This is a genomic window from Pelagibacterium halotolerans B2 (genome assembly GCF_000230555.1).
GTDB classification, from domain to species: domain Bacteria; phylum Pseudomonadota; class Alphaproteobacteria; order Rhizobiales; family Devosiaceae; genus Pelagibacterium; species Pelagibacterium halotolerans.
The window spans coordinates 3241572-3264090 of sequence record NC_016078.1; the positions used below are offsets into that span (position 1 = coordinate 3241572).

At 60.9% G+C, this 22519-nt stretch carries 25 protein-coding genes; 4 read left to right on the plus strand and 21 right to left on the minus strand.

The features are described 5' to 3' along the window. Positions 1–46: 46 nt before the first annotated feature. The 5 genes from typA to KKY_RS15900 all read right to left on the minus strand — a co-directional run bounded on the left by typA (position 47) and on the right by KKY_RS15900 (position 6630). Positions 47–1873: a translational GTPase TypA gene (gene typA, locus KKY_RS15880; protein ID WP_014132392.1), complete on the minus strand. Its 1827-nt coding sequence runs from the start codon at positions 1871–1873 to the stop codon at positions 47–49. 192 nt (positions 1874–2065) lie between these two features. Next, positions 2066–2452 carry a VOC family protein gene (locus KKY_RS15885; protein ID WP_244404023.1) on the minus strand — a complete coding sequence of 129 codons (387 nt, stop codon included), beginning with the start codon at positions 2450–2452 and terminating at the stop codon, positions 2066–2068. A 46-nt stretch (positions 2453–2498) separates the two neighbouring features. Further along, complete coding sequence (locus KKY_RS15890; protein ID WP_041529562.1) at positions 2499–3104, minus strand: RNA polymerase sigma factor; 606 nt, start codon at positions 3102–3104, stop codon at positions 2499–2501. Positions 3105–3135: 31 nt separating this feature from the next. Then, entirely contained in the window at positions 3136–5256 is a 2121-nt protein-coding gene (locus tag KKY_RS15895) for an EAL domain-containing protein (protein WP_014132395.1), read from the minus strand. Between the two features lie 144 nt (positions 5257–5400). Beyond that, positions 5401–6630 (minus strand): argininosuccinate synthase, encoded by a 1230-nt coding sequence (locus KKY_RS15900; RefSeq protein ID WP_014132396.1) that lies wholly within the window; start codon positions 6628–6630, stop codon positions 5401–5403. A 155-nt stretch (positions 6631–6785) separates the two neighbouring features. On the opposite strand from KKY_RS15900, the gene KKY_RS15905 reads away from it, so the two are divergent. The 3 genes from KKY_RS15905 to KKY_RS15915 all read left to right on the plus strand — a co-directional run bounded on the left by KKY_RS15905 (position 6786) and on the right by KKY_RS15915 (position 8566). Beyond that, entirely contained in the window at positions 6786–7433 is a 648-nt protein-coding gene (locus KKY_RS15905; RefSeq protein WP_014132397.1) for a LysE family translocator, read from the plus strand. A 7-nt stretch (positions 7434–7440) separates the two neighbouring features. After that, complete coding sequence (locus KKY_RS15910) at positions 7441–8292, plus strand: 23S rRNA (adenine(2030)-N(6))-methyltransferase RlmJ (RefSeq protein WP_014132398.1); 852 nt, start codon at positions 7441–7443, stop codon at positions 8290–8292. A 76-nt stretch (positions 8293–8368) separates the two neighbouring features. Further along, positions 8369–8566, plus strand: coding sequence for a YqaE/Pmp3 family membrane protein (locus tag KKY_RS15915; protein WP_014132399.1), 198 nt, complete (start codon positions 8369–8371; stop codon positions 8564–8566). Between the two features lie 11 nt (positions 8567–8577). Here KKY_RS15915 and KKY_RS15920 read toward each other — a convergent pair whose 3' ends face one another. The 5 genes from KKY_RS15920 to thpR all read right to left on the minus strand — a co-directional run bounded on the left by KKY_RS15920 (position 8578) and on the right by thpR (position 12224). Then, on the minus strand, positions 8578–9000 hold the full coding sequence (locus KKY_RS15920) for a GNAT family N-acetyltransferase (protein ID WP_014132400.1): 423 nt from the start codon (positions 8998–9000) through the stop codon (positions 8578–8580). A gap of 8 nt (positions 9001–9008) precedes the next feature. Further along, complete coding sequence (rlmN, locus tag KKY_RS15925; RefSeq protein WP_014132401.1) at positions 9009–10208, minus strand: dual-specificity RNA methyltransferase RlmN; 1200 nt, start codon at positions 10206–10208, stop codon at positions 9009–9011. A gap of 124 nt (positions 10209–10332) precedes the next feature. Then, positions 10333–10845 (minus strand): invasion associated locus B family protein, encoded by a 513-nt coding sequence (locus KKY_RS15930; protein ID WP_014132402.1) that lies wholly within the window; start codon positions 10843–10845, stop codon positions 10333–10335. A 96-nt stretch (positions 10846–10941) separates the two neighbouring features. Continuing rightward, entirely contained in the window at positions 10942–11469 is a 528-nt protein-coding gene (locus KKY_RS15935; RefSeq protein ID WP_014132403.1) for an invasion associated locus B family protein, read from the minus strand. A gap of 215 nt (positions 11470–11684) precedes the next feature. Further along, positions 11685–12224, minus strand: a complete 540-nt coding sequence (thpR, locus tag KKY_RS15940; protein WP_041529566.1) for an RNA 2',3'-cyclic phosphodiesterase — start codon at positions 12222–12224, stop codon at positions 11685–11687. 248 nt (positions 12225–12472) lie between these two features. On the opposite strand from thpR, the gene KKY_RS15945 reads away from it, so the two are divergent. Beyond that, on the plus strand, positions 12473–13198 hold the full coding sequence (locus tag KKY_RS15945) for a Bax inhibitor-1/YccA family protein (RefSeq protein ID WP_014132405.1): 726 nt from the start codon (positions 12473–12475) through the stop codon (positions 13196–13198). A gap of 210 nt (positions 13199–13408) precedes the next feature. On the opposite strand, the gene KKY_RS15950 is transcribed toward KKY_RS15945, so the two are convergent. From KKY_RS15950 to ffh, 11 genes are all read right to left on the minus strand, one after another. After that, positions 13409–13780, minus strand: coding sequence for a DUF2794 domain-containing protein (locus KKY_RS15950; protein ID WP_014132406.1), 372 nt, complete (start codon positions 13778–13780; stop codon positions 13409–13411). 358 nt (positions 13781–14138) lie between these two features. Beyond that, the gene (locus KKY_RS15955) at positions 14139–14876 is read right to left on the minus strand and encodes a DUF1223 domain-containing protein (RefSeq protein WP_014132407.1); all 738 of its coding nucleotides are present in this window, start codon (positions 14874–14876) and stop codon (positions 14139–14141) included. 38 nt (positions 14877–14914) lie between these two features. Beyond that, entirely contained in the window at positions 14915–16360 is a 1446-nt protein-coding gene (locus KKY_RS15960) for a protein adenylyltransferase SelO family protein (protein ID WP_014132408.1), read from the minus strand. A 41-nt stretch (positions 16361–16401) separates the two neighbouring features. Continuing rightward, positions 16402–17193, minus strand: coding sequence for an anti-sigma factor family protein (locus KKY_RS15965; RefSeq protein WP_014132409.1), 792 nt, complete (start codon positions 17191–17193; stop codon positions 16402–16404). Between the two features lie 12 nt (positions 17194–17205). Next, positions 17206–17697: an RNA polymerase sigma factor gene (locus tag KKY_RS15970; RefSeq protein WP_014132410.1), complete on the minus strand. Its 492-nt coding sequence runs from the start codon at positions 17695–17697 to the stop codon at positions 17206–17208. A 49-nt stretch (positions 17698–17746) separates the two neighbouring features. Then, on the minus strand, positions 17747–18136 hold the full coding sequence (locus tag KKY_RS15975) for a COG4315 family predicted lipoprotein (protein ID WP_014132411.1): 390 nt from the start codon (positions 18134–18136) through the stop codon (positions 17747–17749). A 154-nt stretch (positions 18137–18290) separates the two neighbouring features. Further along, positions 18291–18857, minus strand: a complete 567-nt coding sequence (rplS, locus tag KKY_RS15980) for a 50S ribosomal protein L19 (RefSeq protein WP_014132412.1) — start codon at positions 18855–18857, stop codon at positions 18291–18293. A gap of 115 nt (positions 18858–18972) precedes the next feature. After that, the gene (gene trmD, locus KKY_RS15985; protein ID WP_014132413.1) at positions 18973–19671 is read right to left on the minus strand and encodes a tRNA (guanosine(37)-N1)-methyltransferase TrmD; all 699 of its coding nucleotides are present in this window, start codon (positions 19669–19671) and stop codon (positions 18973–18975) included. Further along, on the minus strand, positions 19668–20237 hold the full coding sequence (gene rimM, locus KKY_RS15990) for a ribosome maturation factor RimM (protein WP_202945627.1): 570 nt from the start codon (positions 20235–20237) through the stop codon (positions 19668–19670). The genes trmD and rimM overlap by 4 nt, the downstream gene beginning before the upstream one ends. A gap of 5 nt (positions 20238–20242) precedes the next feature. Further along, a complete protein-coding gene (gene rpsP, locus KKY_RS15995; RefSeq protein ID WP_014132415.1) occupies positions 20243–20662 on the minus strand; it encodes a 30S ribosomal protein S16 in 420 nt (139 codons plus the stop codon). Positions 20663–20701: 39 nt separating this feature from the next. Further along, on the minus strand, positions 20702–22249 hold the full coding sequence (gene ffh, locus KKY_RS16000) for a signal recognition particle protein (RefSeq protein ID WP_014132416.1): 1548 nt from the start codon (positions 22247–22249) through the stop codon (positions 20702–20704). Between the last annotated feature and the right edge of the window lie 270 nt (positions 22250–22519).

Consider the following 22519-nt stretch of genomic DNA (forward strand, 5'->3'; position numbering starts at 1 on the left):
GCCCGCTCCGCGTCAATTCCAAATCAACTTGGAGCGCTTGCAGCGCTCAGCCGGCCGCAGCTTCTGCCGCCGCGGCACGCGAAGCGCGCTTGCGGTCGTGCGGGTCGAGATGGATCTTGCGCAGCCGCACCGAATTGGGTGTGACCTCAACATATTCATCATCGGCAATGTAGCTGAGCGCCTGTTCGAGACTGAGCTTTTTCGGCGGTGTCAGCCGGATCGCTTCATCCTTGGACGTCGTACGGATATTGGTGAGCTGCTTGCCCTTCAAAACGTTCACTTCGAGATCGTTTTCCCGATTGTGCTCGCCCACGATCATGCCTTCGTAAACGTCCACGCCCGGATCGATCAGCATCGGACCGCGATCTTCGAGGTTGAACAGCGCATAGGCCACGGCCTGGCCGGTGGCATTGGAAATCAGAACGCCGGTGCGGCGCATGGGCAGCGGGCCTTTGAACGCCGAATATTCGTGGAACACCCGGTTAAAGATCGCCGTGCCGCGCGTATCGGACAGCAATTCCCCCTGATAGCCGATCAGCCCACGGGTCGGAACGTAAAGCCGCACGCGGGTGCGCCCGGCGCCCGAGGGCCGCATTTCGACAAGATCGCCACGCCGTTCGGTGAGCTTTTGCACAACGACCGACGAATATTCGTCATCGACGTCGATGATGACTTCTTCGATGGGCTCGAGCTTCTGCCCGTTTTCTTCCCGGAACAGCACCTTGGGGCGGCCAAGGCACAATTCGAACCCCTCGCGGCGCATGGTTTCGATCAGTACGCCGAGCTGGAGTTCGCCGCGACCGGCAACGTCAAAGCTGTCATTGTCGTCGCCCGGTGTCACCCGGATCGCCACATTGCCCTCGGCCTCGCGCAGCAGACGCTCGCGAATGACGCGGGACTGGACCTTGTCGCCTTCGCGGCCGGCCAGCGGGCCGTCATTGATCCTGAAAGTGACCGACAGGGTCGGCGGATCGATGGGCTTGGCTTCGAGCGGCTCGTTGACCTGCGGCACCGCGATGGTGTTGGCGACGGTCGCCGTTTCAAGGCCCGCCAGAGCGACGATATCGCCCGCCTTGCCCTCTTCGATCGGCTCACGCTCGAGACCACGGAAGCCGAGGACCTTGGAAATACGGCCCTTTTCGACGGTCTTGCCGTCGCGCGAGAGCGCATGGACGGCATCGCCCGGTTTGACCGAACCCGAAAACACCCGTCCGGTCAGAATACGGCCAAGGAACGGGTTGCGCTCGATGGTCGTCACCAGCATGCGGAACGGGCCTTGCTCGACCTTGGGCTCCTCGAAATGTTCGACGACCTTGTCGAGCAGCGGACCCATGGTGTCCTTGGGACCGGACGGATCGTCCGCCATCCAGCCCTGCTTGGCCGAACCGTAAAGAACCGGGAAGTCGAGCTGTTCGGGGGTGGCGTCCAGCGACACGAAAAGATCGAAGATCTCGTCGAGCACTTCGTTGTGGCGTTCCTCGGGCTTGTCGATCTTGTTGATCGCAACGATGGGCCGCAGGCCGATCTTGAGCGCTTTGGAGAGAACGAACTTGGTCTGCGGCATCGGGCCTTCGGCAGCGTCCACCAGGATCACCGCGCCATCGACCATCGACAGGATGCGCTCGACCTCACCCCCGAAATCGGCGTGGCCCGGCGTATCGACGATATTGATGCGATGATCTTTCCAGTTGAGCGAAGTGACCTTCGCCAGAATGGTGATGCCGCGCTCTTTTTCCAGATCGTTGGAATCCATGACGCGTTCATCGACGCGCTGGTTGTCGCGGAAGGTGCCGGACTGCCGCAGCAGGACGTCGATCAACGTCGTTTTGCCATGGTCAACGTGGGCAATGATCGCAATATTGCGCAAGCTCATAAGGGGGCCAGCCATTTTCGGGATTTACCGGGGTGTTTCCAGCCAAAGTGGCACCCACTTTTGCGGTTCGGAAACGCGACGAAGTAAATAATGTGGCTGCCCATACCTTACGACGGCCCCGTAAACAAGGAAAAACGGCGCAGGGCTGGCATGCGCGAAGGCGAAACGGCCCGCCTTCGCGCCATATCCCGATTACTTCAGCGATCGCGGGAGCTCTTCGGATTGCCAAAGGCCCAGGCCAAAGCCATCGGGGTCCAGAAAGTCGGCACTCCAGCCCCCCGGGGCTTCCGAGACCGGCGTGACGATGGTCACCCCCTGTTCGGCAAGCGCGGCAACCACGTCGTCGATGCCACCGTCCCTGAGATCGAAAACCAGGGCTGGCGTGTCACCGCGCTTGCCCTCCTGTTCAAAAAAGATCACTTCGAAGCCCCCCTCGAAAGCGGCCGCCAGCCAGAACGGCTCGGCCCCTTCCCGGCGCTGGACATCGATGCCAAGAACATCGCGATAGAACGCTTCGGTGCGCTTGATGTCGGACACATAGAACACAAGGCTGGGCGCCTGCAGTTTGGGCATTGTCATGATGAACTCCTCGAAAAAGGGTTTGAAACATCCCCCGTTGCCGCGCTCACCCCTTTTGTGAGGCGGGCCGCGATGATCGGATGACAAAAACATGCCCGTCCGGGTCGTGGCTGGCAAAAGCGCCCCCGTGCCGCCGCAGCGCCGGAAGCAGGCCATCCCTTATGGTGCCATAGGCAAGGTCGAGATTGAGCCCGATCATTTCGGCCGGCATCGCCACGCCCTTTTTTCCCAGTTCCAGCTTGAGCGCACGGATTCGCTGGCGCAATGCGGTGTCGGGAAGACCCAGCAGATAGGCGATTTCCACCTTGGAGTGCCCCGACAACGCCAGCGCTGCGACAACTCTCAAACCCTTGGGCAGATCGGCCAGAATGACATTGAGGGCGTCACCTTGCGGTGTGGACGCAGGGTTGGCATCGGCTTGCCATCTGGCCTCGCGCTCCCGGCGGCGGGCCGCCGAACGGGCGTCGAAGGCAGAGCGCTTGCGAATGGCGCCAGCCATCCAGCGGCGATCCGCAGCGCTGGAGAAATCATTGCGCCCCGCCACGACGGCCGCGATCAGGACCTCCTGGACCACATCCTCGGCCTCATCGGCCCGCCGGGCGTGACGCCGCGCCAGGGCCAGCAGTTCGGTATAGGGGATATTCCGGCGCATGGCCTTGTGGCTTTCCGTCTCGCGAACCCTTTCAGGCCGTCCGCCTGCCAAGGCTGCTCTTTTCCGCATCGAGCATGGCAACCATAGCCGCACCATCGACCGGCGGCGAGAAGAAATAGCCCTGAACCTGCGTGCAGCCCTCGGCCCGGACCACGGCGAGTTGTTCGGCGGTTTCAACCCCTTCGGCAACGGTCGTCATGCCCAGATTTTGACCCAGCGAGATCATGGCGCCGAGGATGGCCCGGCTGTCGGCCTTGGTCGCCACATCGGCCATGAACGAGCGGTCGATCTTGATCTTGTCGAACGGAAAGGCCCGCAAATAGGAGAGCGAGGAATAGCCGGTGCCGAAATCGTCCATGGCCACCCTTGCGCCCAGTCCGCGCACGGCCAGCAGAAGATCGAGATTGGACTGGCTGTCCTCGAGCAACAAGGATTCCGTGATCTCGAGTTCGAGCCGGCTGGCATCGAGCTTGGCCGTTTCCAGCGCCGATCTGATCGTGGCGATCAGATCGGGCCGCTTGAACTGGATGGGCGAAAGATTGACGGCAACCCGCACGTGCTGGGGCCATTGCGCCGCCGCCTTTGCCGCCGCATCGAGAATCCAGCCGCCGATCGCGTGAATGATCCCCGTTTCCTCGGCAATGGGAATGAATTCGACAGGCGAGATCGGCCCAAGCACGGGATGCTCCCAGCGCATGAGCGCCTCTGCGGCAACGATTGTGTCCGTTTCGAGCGAAACGATGGGCTGAAACAGCACCGACAGCCCCTCATTGGCCAACGCATCGTGCAGGCCGGTTTCCAGCATGCGGCGGCGCTGCAGGGTCGCGTCCATGCCCGCTTCGAAAAAGTGATAGGTGCCACGGCCTTCGGACTTGGCCTTGTGCAACGCCAGATCGGCATTGTTCATCACCGCGTCGGTGGTCTTGCCATCGCCCGGCGCAACGGCGATGCCGATCGAGGTCGAGAGCCTGATCGATTTGCGGCCAAACATGATGGGTTCACCCAGCGCCTTGACGATGGATCGCGCCAGATCGGCCGCCTCGCGCGGCACGGTGACATTTGGCAGCAGGACGGTAAACTCATCGCCACCCAGCCGGGCGACGATGCCACGCGACCCCACCGCCTCGGACAGCCGTTCGGCGATCTTGCGCAGCACCTTGTCGCCGGTCGCATGCCCCTCACTGTCGTTGACGGCCTTGAAGTGATCGATGTTGACCGCGAGCAAAGCCGGCTGCTTGCCCTTTTCGACGCCCTTGAGTGCGGTTTCAAGCTCTTCGCGGAACAGGCCGCGATTGGGCAGGTCGGTCAGCGCGTCATGGGTGGCCATGTGGCGCATGCGGGCCTCGGCTGCCAATTGATCGGTAATGTCCTCATGGGTTGTGACCACCCCACCGCCGCTGAGCGGCTGATGGCGCAGGGACAGGAAGGTTCCGTTTGCCATCTTGACCACTTCGCGCACAAACCGGCCGCCCTTGAGGATTTTCTGCCGTTCGGCGCGGTAGGCGTTGATATCGACGGGCGTGTGCTTGTTGGTCCTGCGACGATGATCGAGAATGTCGTCAAAGCTGGCGCCGGGGCGCGCCAGTTCCGGGGGAAGGCCATACATCGAAACGAATTCGGCATTGCAGGTGACCAGCCGGAAGTCATTGTCGAACATCGACAGGCCCTGACTGATATTGTTGATCGCCGCATCGAGCAGGGCGTATTGGCGCTCCAGCTCGCGCTTGCGCTCGCTCATCATGTCCGAGCGGGCGATCTCCTCGGTCACGTCCTCATGGGTCACGACCCAGCCAAGGCCCGGTGCGTAGATATGGGCCGTTTCCAGGGTGCGATGCGATGCGGTGAGCTCGAGATTGACGGCGCGTAATCCCGAGCGATTGCCCATGAGCTCGGCGGTATAGGCCTCGTAAAAGCTCTTGGGGTCGGTATCGGGATGGTTGCCCAAAGCAGTCGAAAGCGCGACCACCTCGTAAAGGCTCATGCCGCGCCGGATCGACTTGCGCGGAAAACCGTAGATATCGAGATAGTGCTGGTTCCACATGACCAGCTCGAAATCGGCGCTCCAGACGCAGAATCCGAACGGTATGGTTTGCAGTGCCGCATCGAGAAGCAATGCTTCGCCGCTGCGCTCGGAGGTCGGCTCATGCACCATTCTGCCGTTCTTCCCCAAAAGACCGATTGGGCCAAAGACTAGTGGCAGCGGCTTAAAGAGGATTTAAGCGTAGAGCAGAAGGGTTGAATTTGATCGGATGGGCGGCGGGATCGAAGCCAAAGCGCTTCGATCCCGCCGTAATCGTTACTGACCGCGTGCCAGCCGCAGTTTGCGCGCGCCATAGGTTTTCAGTCGCAGCCCGTTGAGCTTGATAAAGCCCTCTGCGTCGTGATGGTCATAGGTTCCCGTGCCCTCTTCGAAGGTCACCAGATCCTCCGAATAGAGAGAATAGGGCGAAGACCGGCCCACCACGTTGGCTGAGCCCTTGTAGAGCTTGAGCGTTACTTCGCCGGCGACGAATTCCTGACTCTTGTCGATCAGCGCCTGCAGCATCTCGCGTTCGGGCGAATACCACAGCCCGTTATAGATCAGCTCCGCATAGCGCGGCATGATCTCGTCCTTGAGATGGGCGGCGCCCCGATCGAGCGTGATCGATTCGATGCCGCGATGGGCAGCGAGCAGGATCGTGCCGCCCGGCGTTTCGTAGATGCCGCGGCTTTTCATGCCAACGAACCGGTTTTCGACAAGATCGAGACGTCCGATGCCGTGCCTGCCGCCCAATTCGTTGAGCCTGGTGAGAAGGCTGGCAGGCGAGAGCGTTTCGCCATTGACCGAAACCGCATCGCCCTTTTCGAACCCGATGGTGATGGTTTCAGGCGTATCGGGCGCATCCACCGGATCGACGGTGCGCTGATAGACGTAATCGGGTGCCTCGATGGCCGGATCTTCGAGCACCTTGCCTTCCGAGGAGGTGTGCAAGAGGTTGGCATCGACCGAGAACGGCGCTTCGCCGCGCTTGTCCTTGGGAACCGGTATCTGGTTCTGCTCGGCAAATTCGATGAGCTTGGTGCGGCTCTGGAGGTCCCATTCGCGCCATGGGGCGATGACGCGAATGCCCGGGTTCAACGCATAGGCCGACAATTCGAAGCGCACCTGATCATTGCCCTTGCCGGTCGCCCCGTGTGCCACCGCGTCGGCGCCCGTCGCCTCGGCGATTTCGACAAGACGCTTGGCGATCAGCGGCCGGGCGATCGACGTGCCCAGCAGATAAACGCCTTCATAAAGCGCATTGGCCCGGAACATCGGAAAGACGAAATCGCGCACGAACTCTTCGCGCAGATCCTCGATATAGATTTCGGTGATGCCCATCATCTCGGCGCGCTTGCGAGCCGGTTCGAGCTCTTCACCCTGGCCCAGATCGGCGGTGAAGGTCACCACTTCGCAATCATAGACCTGCTTGAGCCATTTGAGGATGATGGAGGTATCGAGGCCCCCCGAATAGGCGAGGACGACTTTATTGATGTCTTTGCTCATGGCGTGACCGATAACCGCGTTGAAAGCTCAGGATAAGTTGGCGCGACACTAATCAGATCGCGCGCGGCCTGTCCATATTGGCGCAAATATCGGGTTGCGCAGCGCAGCGCGCACGCGCATGGTCTGCGCCATTCGCGTTCTTTCCGGACACACCCATGCTGGTCTATGCCCCCGATCTTTCGATCATTCTCGCTTTCGCCCTCGCGGCCATCGTTCTGGCCATAACACCCGGGCCGGACATGGCGCTGTTTATTTCCCGGACCGTCAATTTCGGGCTCAGGCACGGTTTTGCAACCGTGGGCGGCGCCGTGACGGGCATTGCCGTCCACACCATGCTGGCCGCCTTCGGCATATCCATCCTGATCGTTACGGCGCCGGCCGCCTTCTGGGCGCTGAAAATCGCCGGGGCGGTCTATCTGCTCTGGCTCGCCTTTGCCGCTATCCGCTCGGGCACCGGGCTGACCGTGGCGCGCAGCACCGGCAAGGTGCCGGGCCTTAAAAATTCCTACCTGACGGGGCTGGGCATCAACCTGACCAACCCCAAAGTGGCACTGTTCTTTGTGACCTTCCTGCCCCAGTTCGTTTCCGCATCGGACCCCCATGCCGCGGCCAAGCTGATCTTTCTGGGTGCCGAGTTCGTGGTGCTGTCACTGCCCATCGTCATTGCCATCGTCTTCGGCGCCCAATGGCTGACCGAAACCCTGATGCGTTCGACACGGATTCAGAAAGCGCTCAACTGGTCGTTCGCCGCCGTCTTTGCCGCCTTTGCGGTGACCATCCTGACGGCCGAAGCCAGAAAATAGCCCGCCCATGAACTATCGTCATGCCTTTCACGCTGGCAATTTCGCCGATGTGGTCAAACACATCATCCTCACGCGCATTCTCGCTTACCTGATGCGCAAAGACGCGGCATTTCGGGTGATCGATACCCATGCCGGGGTCGGCCTCTATGATCTCTTGGGCGATGAAGCCAGCAGGACCGGCGAATGGCGCGAGGGGATCGCGCGCCTGATGGCCGCCGAACTGCCGGCTCCGGCAGCCGAACTGGTGGCGCCCTATCTTGCGGCGGTGAACGCGCGAAACCCCGACGGCCAACTGCGCCATTATCCCGGCTCGCCCTTTATCGCCCGGCACATGCTGCGCGAACAGGACCGCCTCATGGCGCTCGAATTGCATCCCGCCGATGCCCAAGCGCTAAGGGAAAATTTCGCCGGCGATTTCCAGACACGGGTAACCGAACTCGATGGCTGGGCCGCCATGGGCACCCATCTGCCGCCAAAGGAAAAGCGTGGCGTCGTGCTTGTCGACCCGCCCTTCGAGGTCAAGGGCGAGTTCGAGCGCATGACCCAGGCGCTGGTCAAGGCCCATACGCGCTGGCCGGGGGGAACCTATGCCTTCTGGTATCCCATCAAGGACCCCGGCGATATCCGCTCTTACGTCAGGGCATTACAGGGCACGGGGATTGCCAAGATCCTGCGCCTCGAACTGACGATCCGTGCACCATCCACGCCGCCGCGCCTGCATGGAACCGGCATGATTGTGGTCAATCCACCTTTCGTTCTCGAAGAGGAAATGCGGACGCTTTTGCCGATCCTTGCCGGGCTGCTGGCCGATGAAGGGCGCGGTCGGTTCCATATCGAATGGGTGCGGGGCGAAAGCTAGCCCTTGGGGAACACTCTTGCCCTTGGCAAACTTGTACCCATATTCGAAAAACCTCTTTGACTACGGGACCGCAAATATGACCTTTGGTGACTTCATCCGGATCTTGTTTTCGATCCTCATTCCCCCGCTCGGCGTTTTCCTGCGCGTCGGGTTCGGGCTGCACTTCTGGCTCAATATTCTCCTGACGATCCTGGGCTACATTCCCGGACTTATCCACGCGATCTGGATCATCGCCAGCTACCGCACTCGCGACGACATCGCCTTCCGGCGCTGAGACCGGGCCGGTCAGGCCTTAAGGTCGAATTCGTAATAGGCCATTGTCTGTCCCTTGCCGTCGAGCCGCTCATACAGCGCCTTGGCCGGGATGTTGTCGTCCTCTGTGCCGACCCAGGCATATCTGACCCCGCGCCGGCGGGCAGCGTCGAAAAGCGTTGTCATCAGGCGCCTGGCGATACCGTTCCGCTGATGGCTTTCGGCCACGCCGACTTCGTTGACAAAGAATTCGAGCGGCTTGTCGGGATGGAAATAATAAAGGCCCGTCGCCATGCCGACGACCTTGTCCCCTTCACTGGCCAAAGCGATGAGATAATCGGGATGGGCCAGATAGGCTTTGGCGAGATCGGGCTGGATGGGTCCATCGAAAACCGAAATGTCCGCCGAAATCAAAAGGTCGAGATCGTTTTCGTCGAGCAGTTTGACTGTGATCATGGTGCTCCTCAGAGCATGAACGCCTCGCGATCCTTTTTCTTGAGGCGCTCGGTTTCCGATTTGAGCTGCCCGCAGGCCGCAAAGATGTCGCGGCCGCGCGGCGTCCTGACCGGGGAGGCATAGCCGGCCCGGTTGACGATATCGGCAAACGATTCGATCCGGTCCCAGTCCGAGCACACATAGTTCGATCCCGGCCAGGGATTGAACGGGATCAGATTGATCTTGGCGGGAATCTTGGCCAGAAGCCGCACGAGTTCGCGCGCGTCGGCATCGGAATCATTGATGCCCTTGAGCATCACATATTCGAAGGTGATGCGCTTGGCGTTCGATACCCCCGGATAGGTCCGGCAGGCCTCGAGCAGTTCTTCGAGCGGCCATTTCTTGTTGATCGGCACCAGAACGTCGCGCAAATCGTCGCGCACGGCGTGCAGCGAGATGGCCAGCATGACCCCGATTTCCGATCCGGTCGGCTCGATCTGGGGGACCACACCCGAGGTTGAAAGCGTGATCCGGCGTTTCGACAGCGAAAGCCCTTCGCCATCCGAAGCGATGAGCAGCGCCTGCTTGACGTTCTCGTAATTGTAGAGCGGCTCACCCATGCCCATCATCACGATATTGGTGATGGCCCGGCTTTCGCCATGCGGCACCAGCCCGTCGGTGGGACGGACGCCGCCCGGAAAATCCCCGAGCCGTTCGCGCGCCATCATCACCTGGCCCAGAATTTCACCGGCAGTGAGGTTGCGGACCAGCTTCTGGGTGCCTGTATGGCAGAACGAGCATGTGAGCGTGCAGCCGACCTGCGAGGAAACGCACAGCGTTCCCCGATCCGATTCCGGAATATAGACGGTTTCCACTTCAACCGGCGGCATGTTGGGGTGCGCCGGGTCGCGGAAGCGGAACAGCCATTTGCGCGTGCCGTCATTGGAAACCTGTTCGGAAACGATTTCCGGGCGCCCGATGGTAAAAGCCTGCGCCAGATCGGCCCGCAGACCCTTGGCGATATTGCTCATCGCGCCGAAATCGGTGGCCCCGTTCACATAGATCCAGTTCCAGAGCTGGCTGGCCCGCATGCGTGAATCGCGCTCGGAAAGCCCGGTTTCGGCCAGTCGCGCGCTGATCTCCTTCTTGGAAAGGCCCAGCAGATCGAGCGGTCCGGATTTTTGCGGACGCGGCACGGATCCATGATCGATATTGAGCGCCAGACTCATGGGCGGTATTCCAGAAGGACTGTGAGGGTTTCGGGGTATATGGATTTGGGCCGGCCGGTTTCAAGGCGGCAGCGCATCCAGCGCCAGCCTCTAGCACAATCGGGCGTTGGGCGCAAAGTCGGAGCTAGCAGGCTCCATCCATGGCGCGCCCCGCAGCGGTGGCGCCCGAAAGTGAAAACGACTGACGCACACTCTGCCCGTCCGCACTCGTGCCCGTAACCGACATGGTCGAGCCGGCCCGAATGGCCTGCACGGCGGTTTCCGATTGACCCGGTTCGGCCATCCATGCGGCGTCCCCTTCGGTAAAGAGCTCGAAATTCTGACTGCCCACGGTCAAGGTCGCCATGCTTTGCGGCTCGAACTGATAGCCTGAAACCACGTTGATTTCCGAGCGTATGCCCTGCGCGGGACGATGGGTTATGTAGAAATAGGCCTCGGTGAACCCGGCGGGGGTGGGTTCGGTCGCCGTTGGCCGCGAGAGGACGAAACAGATCTGACCGGCGCTTTCGGTCGTCGCATAGGCCGACCATGCATTGTGTTCGCCCAGGATGCGCACCGATTGCCCAAGAGCAGGCGATAGACACACCCCCGTCGCTATTGTGGCGATGGTCAGGATATCGGCGAAACGGAATGCCATGAAAAAAGGTCCTAAACGATCCGGGCGGGTTCAAATGCAAAAGGTCGGGCGGACCCGACCTCTGCCAAATTGCTGCTTTTCGCGCAAGCGGTCACGCTATTCCGGGCATTCCCCCGCCGCCTCGTTGAGAGCTGCGGTAACACCCCGGAGTGAATAGGTGTCGACCGTATTGGTGCCCCGCTGGGAGGTGGCACGAACCACCATGTTCGATCCGGCCCGCATGGCGCCCACAAAGCCCGGTTCATCCTCGATGGAGGCCAGCCAGCCCGACTCGCCCTGGGTCACCATGGGATAGGACCGACCGTCCACCGATACCGACGCGTCGGCATTTGTCTCGTGGATCGGATATCCGACAATCGTCGCGACCTCGTTGCGGTTTGTGGGCCGAATGGTGACGATGAAATGGATCGCCCCGCGATTGACATTGGTGGGCTCGGTGGTCTGGGGCGTCGAAGAGATATAGCAGATCTTGCCTCCGCCATCGGTATCTGACCACGCCGTCCAGAAATCGAAGGTTCCCAGATTGGTGGCGGCAAAGGCCGCCGGGCTGGCACAAAGCACGGCCGCTCCGGAGACCAAAGCGGCTACCGTGCGGCGGATGTGGCTGCGAAACGTAAAAGTCATCGCCAAACCCTTCCCCTTAATTCTCTCATAGATGCACATGATTGCCGCTCTTTTTGCACCCATTATGGTTACCAAGGAGCAAATACGCGCGGCTTTTCCCGACCGGGACACAAAGTAGGGATGAATTTGGCCGGAATTGGGCCTGATCCATCCCATATTTGTGAGACGTCTTGTGCGCCGACGCGGGTGAACGCGGGCTGAATAAGATCGAGGTATCAGGCGGCCAGCGGATAGTCCTGTTCGACGATATAGGGGCCCCCGCCCACCGAATCCCGGCTGGAAAACACAACGAACTCATCGACGGAAAACTGCATGGGCGCAAAATGCCCGGCCTGCGCGATGTGGCGCGCCAGATCGGACGGACCGGTATCGCGCAGGCGGGCCAGCGTAACGTGCGGCACGAACTTGCGGCCGTCGGGGCTGAGCCCGATGCGCTGGAGCAGGCGCTCCTGGCTGGCTTGCAGCCGATTCAGGGGCTCTGAAGGCGCGATGGCGGCGTAAAGCGCCCGCGGCTTATTGCCGCCGAAAACGCCGAGATGGGAAATGGTGAGATCGAACGGTTCGACATCGGCGTGCATTTCGAGCGCGTCATAGACTTCCCCCGCCGTGCGATGGTCGATGTCGCCGATATAGCGCAGGGTGACGTGATAGTTTTCCGGATCGATCCAGCGCGCACCCGACAGCCCACCCCGCTTGAGGGAAAGAACGAAGGCGATATCTGAGGGGATTTGCAGACCGGTGAACAGTCTGGGCATGAGCGAAAACCCTCCATGTCCCGGCCGACCGGCCGATCCGGCGCGGCCCGAATCAAAGCCTATCACATCGCTGTCTCCCGGGAATCAAAAACCCGTAAAACAGGCGATGCCGGTCTCGATGGATCATCGGTTTCGCTTGTATTTTCAACGTCCCATCTCCATATTAATCGGCAACTGGCAAATCCGGGGGCGGCATGGGGCCGTTCCGGTTGCCGGACAGCCACTTTTAACTGAGGATGGAACGGAAAATGGCACAATACGACCGTCAGACCGTCGCTGGGCGCGTAGGCACGGCCGCCGCCATCGACGAGGGTCTGCGCAGCCATATGCTGCGTGTTTACAACTATATGGGCATCGGCCTGGCCGTAACCGGCGTGGTCGCGTTCTTCTTTGCGCAATGGGCAATGTCGAGCCCCGCAGTGGCGCAGACGATCTATGGCAGCCCGCTCGCCTGGGTCATCATGCTTTCGCCTCTGGCCTTCGTGCTGGTCCTCTCCTTCGGGATCAACAAGCTCTCCTTCGGGGCAGCTCAGATGACCTTCTGGGGCTTTGCCGCCGTCATGGGTCTCTCGCTCTCCTCGATCTTTCTCGTCTATACGTCGGCCTCGATCGCCAAGGTTTTCTTCATCACCGCCGCCATGTTCGGCTCGATGAGCCTTTACGGCTACACAACCAAGCGCGACCTGACCGGAATGGGCTCGTTCCTGATGATGGGCCTGATCGGCATCATCATCGCAATGGTGGTCAATATCTTCCTGCAGAGCTCGGCTCTCGAATTCGCCATCTCGGCGATCGGTGTCGTGATCTTTGTTGGCCTGACCGCCTACGACACCCAGAAGATCAAGGAAGCCTATGCCGAAAATATCGGCCATGAAGGCCTGGGCAAGCTTGCCATCATGGGCGCGCTGACCCTGTATCTGGACTTCATCAACCTGTTCCTGATGCTGCTCCGCCTGTTCGGCAATCGCGAATAGCGAGCGTCCATGGGGCTGCCTTGCAGTCCAGACAATACGAGGCCGCGGATCGATTTCCGCGGCCTTTTCTTTTTTGCCACCGGCATTGGACAGCACGTCGGGAAATTTTTAGAGCGCGTCCAGCAAAAGTGGAAACGGTTTTGCGGTTCGGACGCGCGACGAAACAACAACTTAGAGGATTTTCGCGATTCGAAGAAAAGCGGAAATACTCTAGCGGACCACATGCAGTTGCGGGTCGAGTATGCGCAGAACGCTTGAAAGCTCGTGTCCGCGCTTGAGCACCCGGCCATCGCTGCCCAGAACCATGTACTGCCCCTGGCGTCGCGCCAGCTTCGGGTTTTTCTCGACGACGAAGAGCGGGCGCTCGGACGTGCGTTGATAGATCGAGAACATGGCCCGTTCCCGCCCGAAATCGAGCGCATAGTCGCGCCATTCACCAGCCGCCACCTTGCGTCCATAGACATTGAGGATAAGCGCAAGTTCCCTACGGTCGAAACTGACAATGGGGACGGGCCGGCCTGGGGAGCGGGTGGGTGAAAAGGGAAAAACGTCACCCTTCTTGCTGTCGAAACGCTCGCTCAAACCGGACTACCTCCTTGCGGATGTGACGATCATGTAACGATGATTGCCGCGTTCGCATGCGCTGGCAAGGGCCATCTGCAACGACACCCGGCGCAAACTTTCCTCCAATTGACCGGATTTAAGCCACAATCGAACCCTTCTTGCGCCATTTTGCGCGCCTAGGATTGCATCATTGCCTCCAGTAGCCGGCCTCTGAATCCACCGAGCCCCCAAACCATGGATTCAGTTGGCCGGCGCCCTTCCCGGCCTTGCCTCCGGGAAATCCTGGCACCTTTTGAGAGGCTTTGCGTCCTCCAAAATCAAAGCCTCTGGCTCCCCGGTCATCGATATGACACGGGGAGTTTTTCTTGTGTCCGCCTCAACGAATAAACAATGAAGCGCCCAGGATCCGCCCGGGCAGCGTGCCATTCTTTTCCTGGACGATGATGGCGGCGCCATCCGAATTGGGGCCAAGGACCTCTTCGAGGGGAATGGTGATCTCCGCGCCTTGAGCGGGATTCCACATGCCGATGGCCTGGCGGGAAGTGACGATATGGGTATAAGGCAGGGCCTGTCCGGAATTTTCACCGCGTTCGATGGTCACCTCGGCGCGGGCCCTGTAGGGCACCACCCAGACCACGGCGGCTGACAACTCCTGATCGGCCGGGGCGCTGAAGACGATCGAATCCGGCCCGTTGATTCGCAGGGTGACCGGCAGCAGCGGCGCTGCCTGTTCGATGGCGCGCTCGGCCTCGGCGACGTCCGACCCCACAACCGCGCTCTGGCCATTGATGACCATTTGCGGCGTATAAATCCGGTTCTTGCCCCAGCTTTCGGCGTAGCCCTTCTGCAATTCGGTATTGGCCGGCAGGGCGAAGGTATCCTCCCAGCCGATATAGTCCCAATAGTCGATATGATAGGCCAGGGCGACGATATCCTCACGCGCGCCAAGCTGGGCCAGCAGCCGATCCGCATCGGGGCACCGGGAACAGCCCTGGCTGGTGAAGAGCTCGACAACCGTATCGGCCTGGTTGCGAATCTCGATGGCGCCGGCCGGCAGCGCGGCAAGGCACAAAACAACACTGGCAAGACCGAGCCGGAGCGGAGAGGCGTTCATGGGCGTGTTTTGTACGCGCTCAAACGCCCCCCCGCCAGTCAATTGATGGTGAAAGTTTCAACCCCGTACGCCCGGCCCATGTCCTCGATCTCCTCGATGGCCGCCGTAAAGCCGGCCCAGTCATCGGCCGCCGCAATCGGCGCCCAGATGGCCTCGACCTCTTCGATCAGCATGGTGCGCGGTTCGGTCCGCGCGAAATAGGGATGGAAAAGATTGGCGTCGGGCGCGCTTTCATAGGCCGCCAGCAGCGCCTTGAAGGCGCTGAAGCTTTCACTGTCGTAAAGTGCGGCCTGCGGGCTCGACAGCGCGCGCTTTTCTGAAGCGAACCCTCCGCGCCAGTCGAAAAACACCTGCTCATAGGCAGGGCGGTCGACGGCCATAAAGGCAAAAAGGGCCGACAGCAGCTCGCCGTCGGCAATCGCACCGCGTGGGATCAAGCCCAGTCGGCCCACGATCACTTTCGCAAGCTGGGACTGGAAGGCCGGCCAGAAGCGGTTGAGTTCGGGCTCGAGTTTTTCAACGCTCGAAATCGGAACCAGACATTCTGCCAGTCGCGTGAGGTTCCAGGCCATCGCATCGGGTTGCCGACCGAACGCGTAAAGGCCAGTCTCGTCGAAATAGGCAGCCGTGAAGCGTGGGTCATAAACCGGCAGGAAGCGCCAGGGACCGTAATCGAAACTTTCGCCGGTAATGTTGGTGTTGTCGGTGTTGAGCACGCCATGGACGAAGCCTGCCCCGATCCATTGCGCCGTGACCCTGGCCACATTTTCGGCCACCGCACCCATGAAAGCCGGAACCCGCGCATCAGGGGGAAGATCGGAAAGCTCTGAATAATAATGCGCGATGCAATGTTCGACCAACCCGGCCATCCGCGTATAATCCTCGAAATAGTCGAGGCGCTGGAACGTACCGATGCGGATATGAGAGTGCGAAAGGCGGACCAGCACCGAGGACCGGGTCGGCGAGGGCTCATCGCCGCGAAACAATGCTTCGCCGGTTTCGATCAGGGAAAAGCTTTTTGAAGTTTCGACCCCGAGCGCTTCGAGCATCGTTGTGGCCAGCACTTCGCGCACACCACCCTTGAGTGTCAACTTTCCATCGCCACCCCGCGAAAAGGGCGTCACCCCCGACCCCTTGGTGCCGAAATCGCGCAACCTGCCGTCGGCAAGATCATACCCTTGAGCAAACAGAAACCCCCGCCCGTCTCCGATATCGGGATTGTAGCTCTGGAACTGGTGGCCGTGATAGCGCAGCGCGAGGGGGATCTCAAAACTCCCCGGCAAGGGTGCAAACCGCCCGAAATGCTCGACCCACTGGGCATCGGTGAGCCCGTCCAGCCCCATGCGCCCGGCCCAATGCCGATTGCGGTAACGCAGGACGGCTTGCGGAAAATCGGCGGGACGGGCCGGATCGAAAAAGGCTTCGCCCAATCCCGCGTGTATCGTCGCGCCCCGAAAGCGCGCGCTGGCGTCGAAATCGCTCATGTCAGTCCAACGCCGGCCACCGGTTGAGGTTCACTCATCGACTAGATGGTTTCGAAATGCGCGTAAACCTCACGAGAGATATCTTCGAGTGCGCCGCGATCGAGGAACCCCGAAATCGCATAGGCCAGCGGGCCGTCGATCCAGCGGAACGTATTGACGCCCGAATCTTCGGAAAACTGAAATGCCGTGTCGCGGGCGCCGGTATTGCGGGCCATCAGAATCGTGGCCCTGTCGCCCTGGGCGTTTTCATACATCAGCATGGCGCCCGGCTTTCCCCCGATGGGCAACAGCCGCCCACCGACAAGCTCGAACCCCAGATCGGCGAGGCTGGGCGCGGTGAAGGGCTTTTCGATGCGGTTGCCCAGCCAGTTGACCAGATGGTCGCGCTCGGATGCATCCACTTCGACCGGATGACGCACTTCGCGGACATAGGTCAAAAAAACATCCCGCGCCGCCATTTCGAGCCACGCCGATTCCATTTCGGCCAACTGGGCTTGCGGCGGTTGCATCCAGAGCCCACGGGCCAGATAGCCCGAGCCCCCACCAAGCCCGAACGCGATAACCAGCGCCGCGGCAATTGCCGGCCAGCCGCCCAAACGTGCCACGGGCCAACGGGTGGAGGGGGGGAGGTCGGACATGTCTCCATATCCATAGGCCGAAAGAAGCTCGGATAGCGCAGCATCATTGGTACGCCAGGTCTCCACCTCGTCGGAAAGCTCAGTGTTGGCGTCCAGATGGGCCCGAACCTGCGCACTGCGTTCCGCATCGAGCCTGTCATCGACAAAGGCATGCAGTTCATCCTCCGATACTGGTTTGCCGTTTTCACTGTTCATGGGCGTGCGACATCATCGGTTCGAAAGGGAGGTTATGGATTTGTGGGCCAACAATTCGCTCAATTGCCGGCGGGCACGCGACAGCCGCGACATCACTGTTCCGATCGGCAGGTCCAGGATCTGGGCGACTTCGGCATAGGCGCATCCTTCGATGGCGACAAGCAACAGAACCGCGCGCGCCTCCGGGTTGAGCGTATCGAGCGCGCGCATCAACGTATTGTGCAGCAATGGGTCGGGCGCCGGCGCATCGTCGGACACGGCCAGGTCCTCACCTATCGGTTGCAGCAGGGGCTGTCGCGCCCTTGTTCTCAGCCGGTTGCGGTTGAGGTTGGTCATTATGGCATAGAGCCAGCTCTTGCCATTCTCTCCCCGCCATTGCCTCTGGTTCTCGACGGCGCGCAACAGCGTTGTCTGGAGGAGGTCTTCGGCCTCTTCCCGACTGCCCGCAAGTCCGTGGGCATAGCGCCTGAGCGCCGGCAGATGGATCAAGAGCGCGTCACGCATGCGATTGTCCCGGCACAGCTCCACCAGAGCCGCGCCGGGCATCTTAGCATCAGGGGCGTGCCACGTCCCAATTGCCGCCAACGCCATCACCGGACGTCATTCCGGGTTCCGTATCATTGATCCAGTAGTAAAGCGGCATGCCATCCTTGGCCCAGATCATGGTGCCGTCAGTGCGCTCCACGATCGAATAGGGCTCTTCGGCCATGGCACCTTCCTCCGCGAAGAAGGGCGGCCAGTTGACGGCGCACTGCTCATAGCAATTGGAGACGCCCGGCTCGTCATTGGCGAAGGTGTAGAGCACCATGCCTTCGGAATCGGCGATCACCTCGCCGATATCGGTTTCCAATGTCTGGACGTCAGGGGCGGCAAACGCCGCGCCGGCGGTAAGAACAAGAGCAGCCGCGCCGGTGGCCAGCGAAGCGAAGAGTCGGAAAGTCATTACGATGTCTCCCTTGGTGCATGACGGGGCAAATGCGCCCAGCGCACGCCCCCACATTTGTTAGACACCAGTGGCCGCCGATTTATTCCCGCTGCAAACAAAAAAGCCCGGCCATCACGGCCGGGCTTTAGCGATATTGGGGAAAAAGACGGGCTTATTCGCCCTTGTTCTCTTCAGCGGGAGCTTCGGCAGCGGCTGCGGCCTCTGCAGCAGCAGCTTCCTCGGCAGCCTTCTTTTCGGCTGCTTCCTGCGCGGCCAGTTCAGCGGCCAGAGCCTCGGCGGCGGCGACCTTTTCGGCCTCGCGCGCGGCGCGGGCTTCGACGGCGGCCTGACGCTCATCGGCCTCGATCTTCTTGGTGCGGGCATTGGTCGATTCAAAGATACGAGCCGACTTGCCGCGACGATCGCGCAGATAATAGAGCTTGGCGCGCCGGACCTTACCGCGCTTGAGGATCTCGATGCGGTCGATCATCGGGGAGTGAACGGGGAACACGCGTTCCACGCCTTCGCCATACGAGATCTTGCGGACGGTGAAGCTTTCCATCAGCCCACCGCCGGTGCGGGCGATCACGACGCCTTCATAGGCCTGAAGGCGTTCTTTTTCGCCTTCGCGGATCTTGACCCAGACCTTGACGGTATCGCCATGGGAGAATTCGGGAACCGCACGCTTTGCAACGAGCGCTTCGAGCTGCTCTTTTTCGAGCTGCTGGATAATGTTCATTTCGTTTTCCGTTCTATCTTTTCAAAGGAGCCCTTTTTGGGCCCGGTCTTGTTTGGACGGCGGGATGTGCTCATCCCATAGTCGAGCGCGCTATACACGCCATGCGCCCCGGAGTCTAGGACTTTTGGGTGTAGAGTTCCCACAGGTCGGGGCGTCTTTGTCGGGTGAGGGCTTCCGATTGTTCGCGCCGCCATTTTTCGATCCGGCCATGATCGCCGGACGTCAGGATTTCGGGAATGTCGCGGCCCTCGAAACTCTGGGGGCGGGTGTAGTGCGGATATTCGAGCAGGCCGTTTTCAAAGCTCTCGTCCGCATGGCTCTCCGCCGCGCCCAAAACCCCCGGCAAGAGCCGCACCACGGCTTCGAGCAGCACCATGGCGGCCACTTCGCCGCCGGCCAGCACATAATCGCCGATCGAAATCTCTTCGAGATTGCGCGCATCGATGACCCGCTGGTCGATGCCTTCGAAGCGCCCACAGACGACCACAGCGCCCGGACCCTGAGCCAGTTCGCGCACCCGCTGCTGGGTAAGCGGAGCACCGCGCGGGCTCATCAGGATTTTCGGGCGCGGATCACCATTAGGCGCGACATCATCGAGCGCCGCGGCCAGAATATCGGACCGCAGCACCATACCCGCGCCGCCGCCCGAGGGCGTATCGTCGACGGTGCGATGCTTGTCGCCGGCATAATCGCGCAAAAAATGCGTTTCGAGCGACCATGCCCCCTTTTCCATGCCGCGCCCGATGACCGAAGCGCCGAGCGGACCGGGAAAAAGGTCAGGGAACAGCGTTATGACCGAAGCGCGAAAGCTCATCGGCTTTCGTCCGGCTCGACATCTTCGGGATCGCGCGGCGTATCCTCGAGCCATCCCTCGGGCGGAATGGCGATAACATAACCATCGGCGATGTGGAGCTCGGGAACGACCGTTTTGGTGAACGGCAGATAGACCGATTTGCGCGTTTCAGCGAGCTTGATGTCCAACAGATCGTCGGAGCCGAAATTTTCGATGGCCGAAACGGTGCCCAATACTGCGCCGTCGACAAGCCGCACTTCGAGTCCGATCAGATCGGCATAATAGAATTCGTCTTCGTCCGGCTCGTCGAGCCGATCGCGGCTGACATAGAGAGAAACGCCGTTGAGCTTTTCGGCATCGTTGCGGTCGGTGACATCTTTGAGCGTCGCGACGACGACGTTTTTGGCCAGCCGTGCCTTGGCAATCGAGATCGACAGTCCCGGACGGTCGGTTTCGAGCGGGTCGTAATCGGCGATGGCCAGGGGGTCCTCGGTGAACGCCGTGATGCGCACCTCCCCCTTTATCCCATGGGCCGCTCCGATGCGGCCCATGAGAATGAGGTTTTCAGGCATTTTGCGCCCGGTCACCGAACTTACTCGGCGGTCGCTTCTTCAGCAGCGGGAGCCTCTTCGGCAGGGGCTTCCTCAGCCGGAGCTGCGGCAGCCTCTTTGGCGGCTTCCTCAGCGGCCTTCTTTTCCTCGAGGCGTTCAAGCGCCTTGGCGCCCGGCTTTGCCTTGTTGGGGTTGTTCTTGGCGGTCCGCTTCAAAAGGCCCGCGGCATCAAGGAAACGCTCGACGCGATCGGTCGGCTGGGCACCGCTCTGCAGCCAGTAGGTGGCGCGCTCGATATCAAGCACGACGCGCTTTTCGTCGCCCTTTTCGAGCATGGGGTTGTACGAACCGATGCGCTCGATGACGCGGCCGTCACGCGGGGCGCGCACGTCGGCAATGACGACGTGGTAGTAAGGGCGTTTCTTGGAGCCGGCGCGAGCCAGGCGGATCTTGGTAGCCATGGTGTCTTTGTCTTTCTGCTTGGATAGAATTTAAGTCGGTTACTTCTTTTTGCCCGGCAATCCGGGCAGTCCCGGAAGCCCCGGGAATTTCGAGCCGCCAAGTCCGGGAAGGCCGGGCATTCCACTCCCCCCCTGCTTGACCAGCTTGGAAAAATCATCGGGCAGCTTGGAAGGATCGCCCCCCATCTGCTTTGTCATCTGTTCGATCTGGGCCGGGTCCATGTCGGGCATTCCGCCCATCATCTGCTTGCCCATGCCCCCGAACATGCCGGCCAGACCGCCCGGTCCGCCGCGCGAGACCTTTTTCATCATGTCCGCCATCTGGCGATGCATCTTGATGAGCTTGTTGATTTCGGAAACTTCGACACCCGAACCCGCCGCAATGCGCTTGCGGCGCGACGCGTTGAGCAAATCGGGCTTTTCGCGTTCCTTTTTGGTCATCGACTGGATGATGGCCACCTGGCGATCGAACACCTTGTCGTCGGTGCGGCCATTGGGCAGGTTCTTGGCCATATTGCCCATGCCCGGCATCATCTTCATGAGCGAGGCCATGCCGCCCATCTTTTTCATCTGCAAAAGCTGGCCCATGAGGTCGTCGAGATCAAACTGACCCTTCTTGAGCTTCTTGGCCATTTTCTGGGCGTCTTCGGCGGTGACGTTCGCCGCGGCCTTTTCGACCAGCGAGACGATGTCGCCCATGCCCAGAATGCGATCCGCGATACGGCTGGGATGGAAATCTTCCAGCGCGTCCATTTTTTCGCCGACACCGATCAGCTTGATCGGCTTGCCGGTCGCGGCTCGCATGGAAAGCGCAGCACCGCCGCGCCCGTCACCATCGACACGGGTCAGAACGATACCGGTGATATCGACGCGCGCATCGAACGATCGCGCCAGGTTGACGGCGTCCTGACCGGTCAGGCTGTCGGCGACCAAAAGGATTTCATGCGGATTGGAGACGCGCTTGATCTCGGCGGTCTCTTCCATCAGCTCTTCGTCGATATGGGTGCGGCCCGCCGTATCGAGCATGACGACGTCATAGCCACCGGTCCGAGCGGTTGAAATCGCGCGCTTGGCGATCTCGACCGCTGACTGGTTGGGGACGATCTCGAGCACATCGACCCCGATCTGGCCGCCCAGCGTCTTGAGCTGCTCCATGGCGGCAGGACGGCGCGTATCGAGCGACGCGAGCAGGACGCGCTTATTCTGCTTGTCCTTTAACCGCTTGGCGATCTTGCCGGTGGTGGTGGTCTTGCCCGAGCCCTGCAGGCCGACCATGAGGATCGGCACCGGCGATGGGGCGTTGAGCGAAATGGGCGAGGCCTCCTCGCCCAGGACCGCCACCAGTTCGTCATGGACGATCTTGATGACCTGCTGGCCGGGCTTTACCGAGCGGGTGACTTCGGCGCCCACGGCGCGCGCGCCGACCTGTTCAGTAAAGGCGCGCACCACTTCGAGCGAAACGTCGGCCTCGATCAGCGCGCGGCGGACTTCGCGCAGCGCCGCTTGCACATCTGCTTCGCTCAGCGCACCTCTTCCGGTGATCCCGGAAAAGATCTTGCCCAGGCGGTCTGACAGGCTTTCAAACATACTTCGCTCATTTCGTTCGTGTCAGGATAGATGCGAATATGGGTCCCAACCGGCCAAATGCAAAATACACCCGCGGGCGCAACGCGCTGGCGGATGTTGACCGGAAACCTCTCGGGTTGCCTAGTGACTCGCAAATCCATCGTTTCTGACAGAAGGTCGAGGCGGCTTATAAGCAGGCAGGCGAGCGGAGTCAATTGCAGCACGATCGGGTGCAAAGGTGGAAATCGCAAGACTTTTGCGCCATATAAGCCAAAGATGACACTTGGTTGA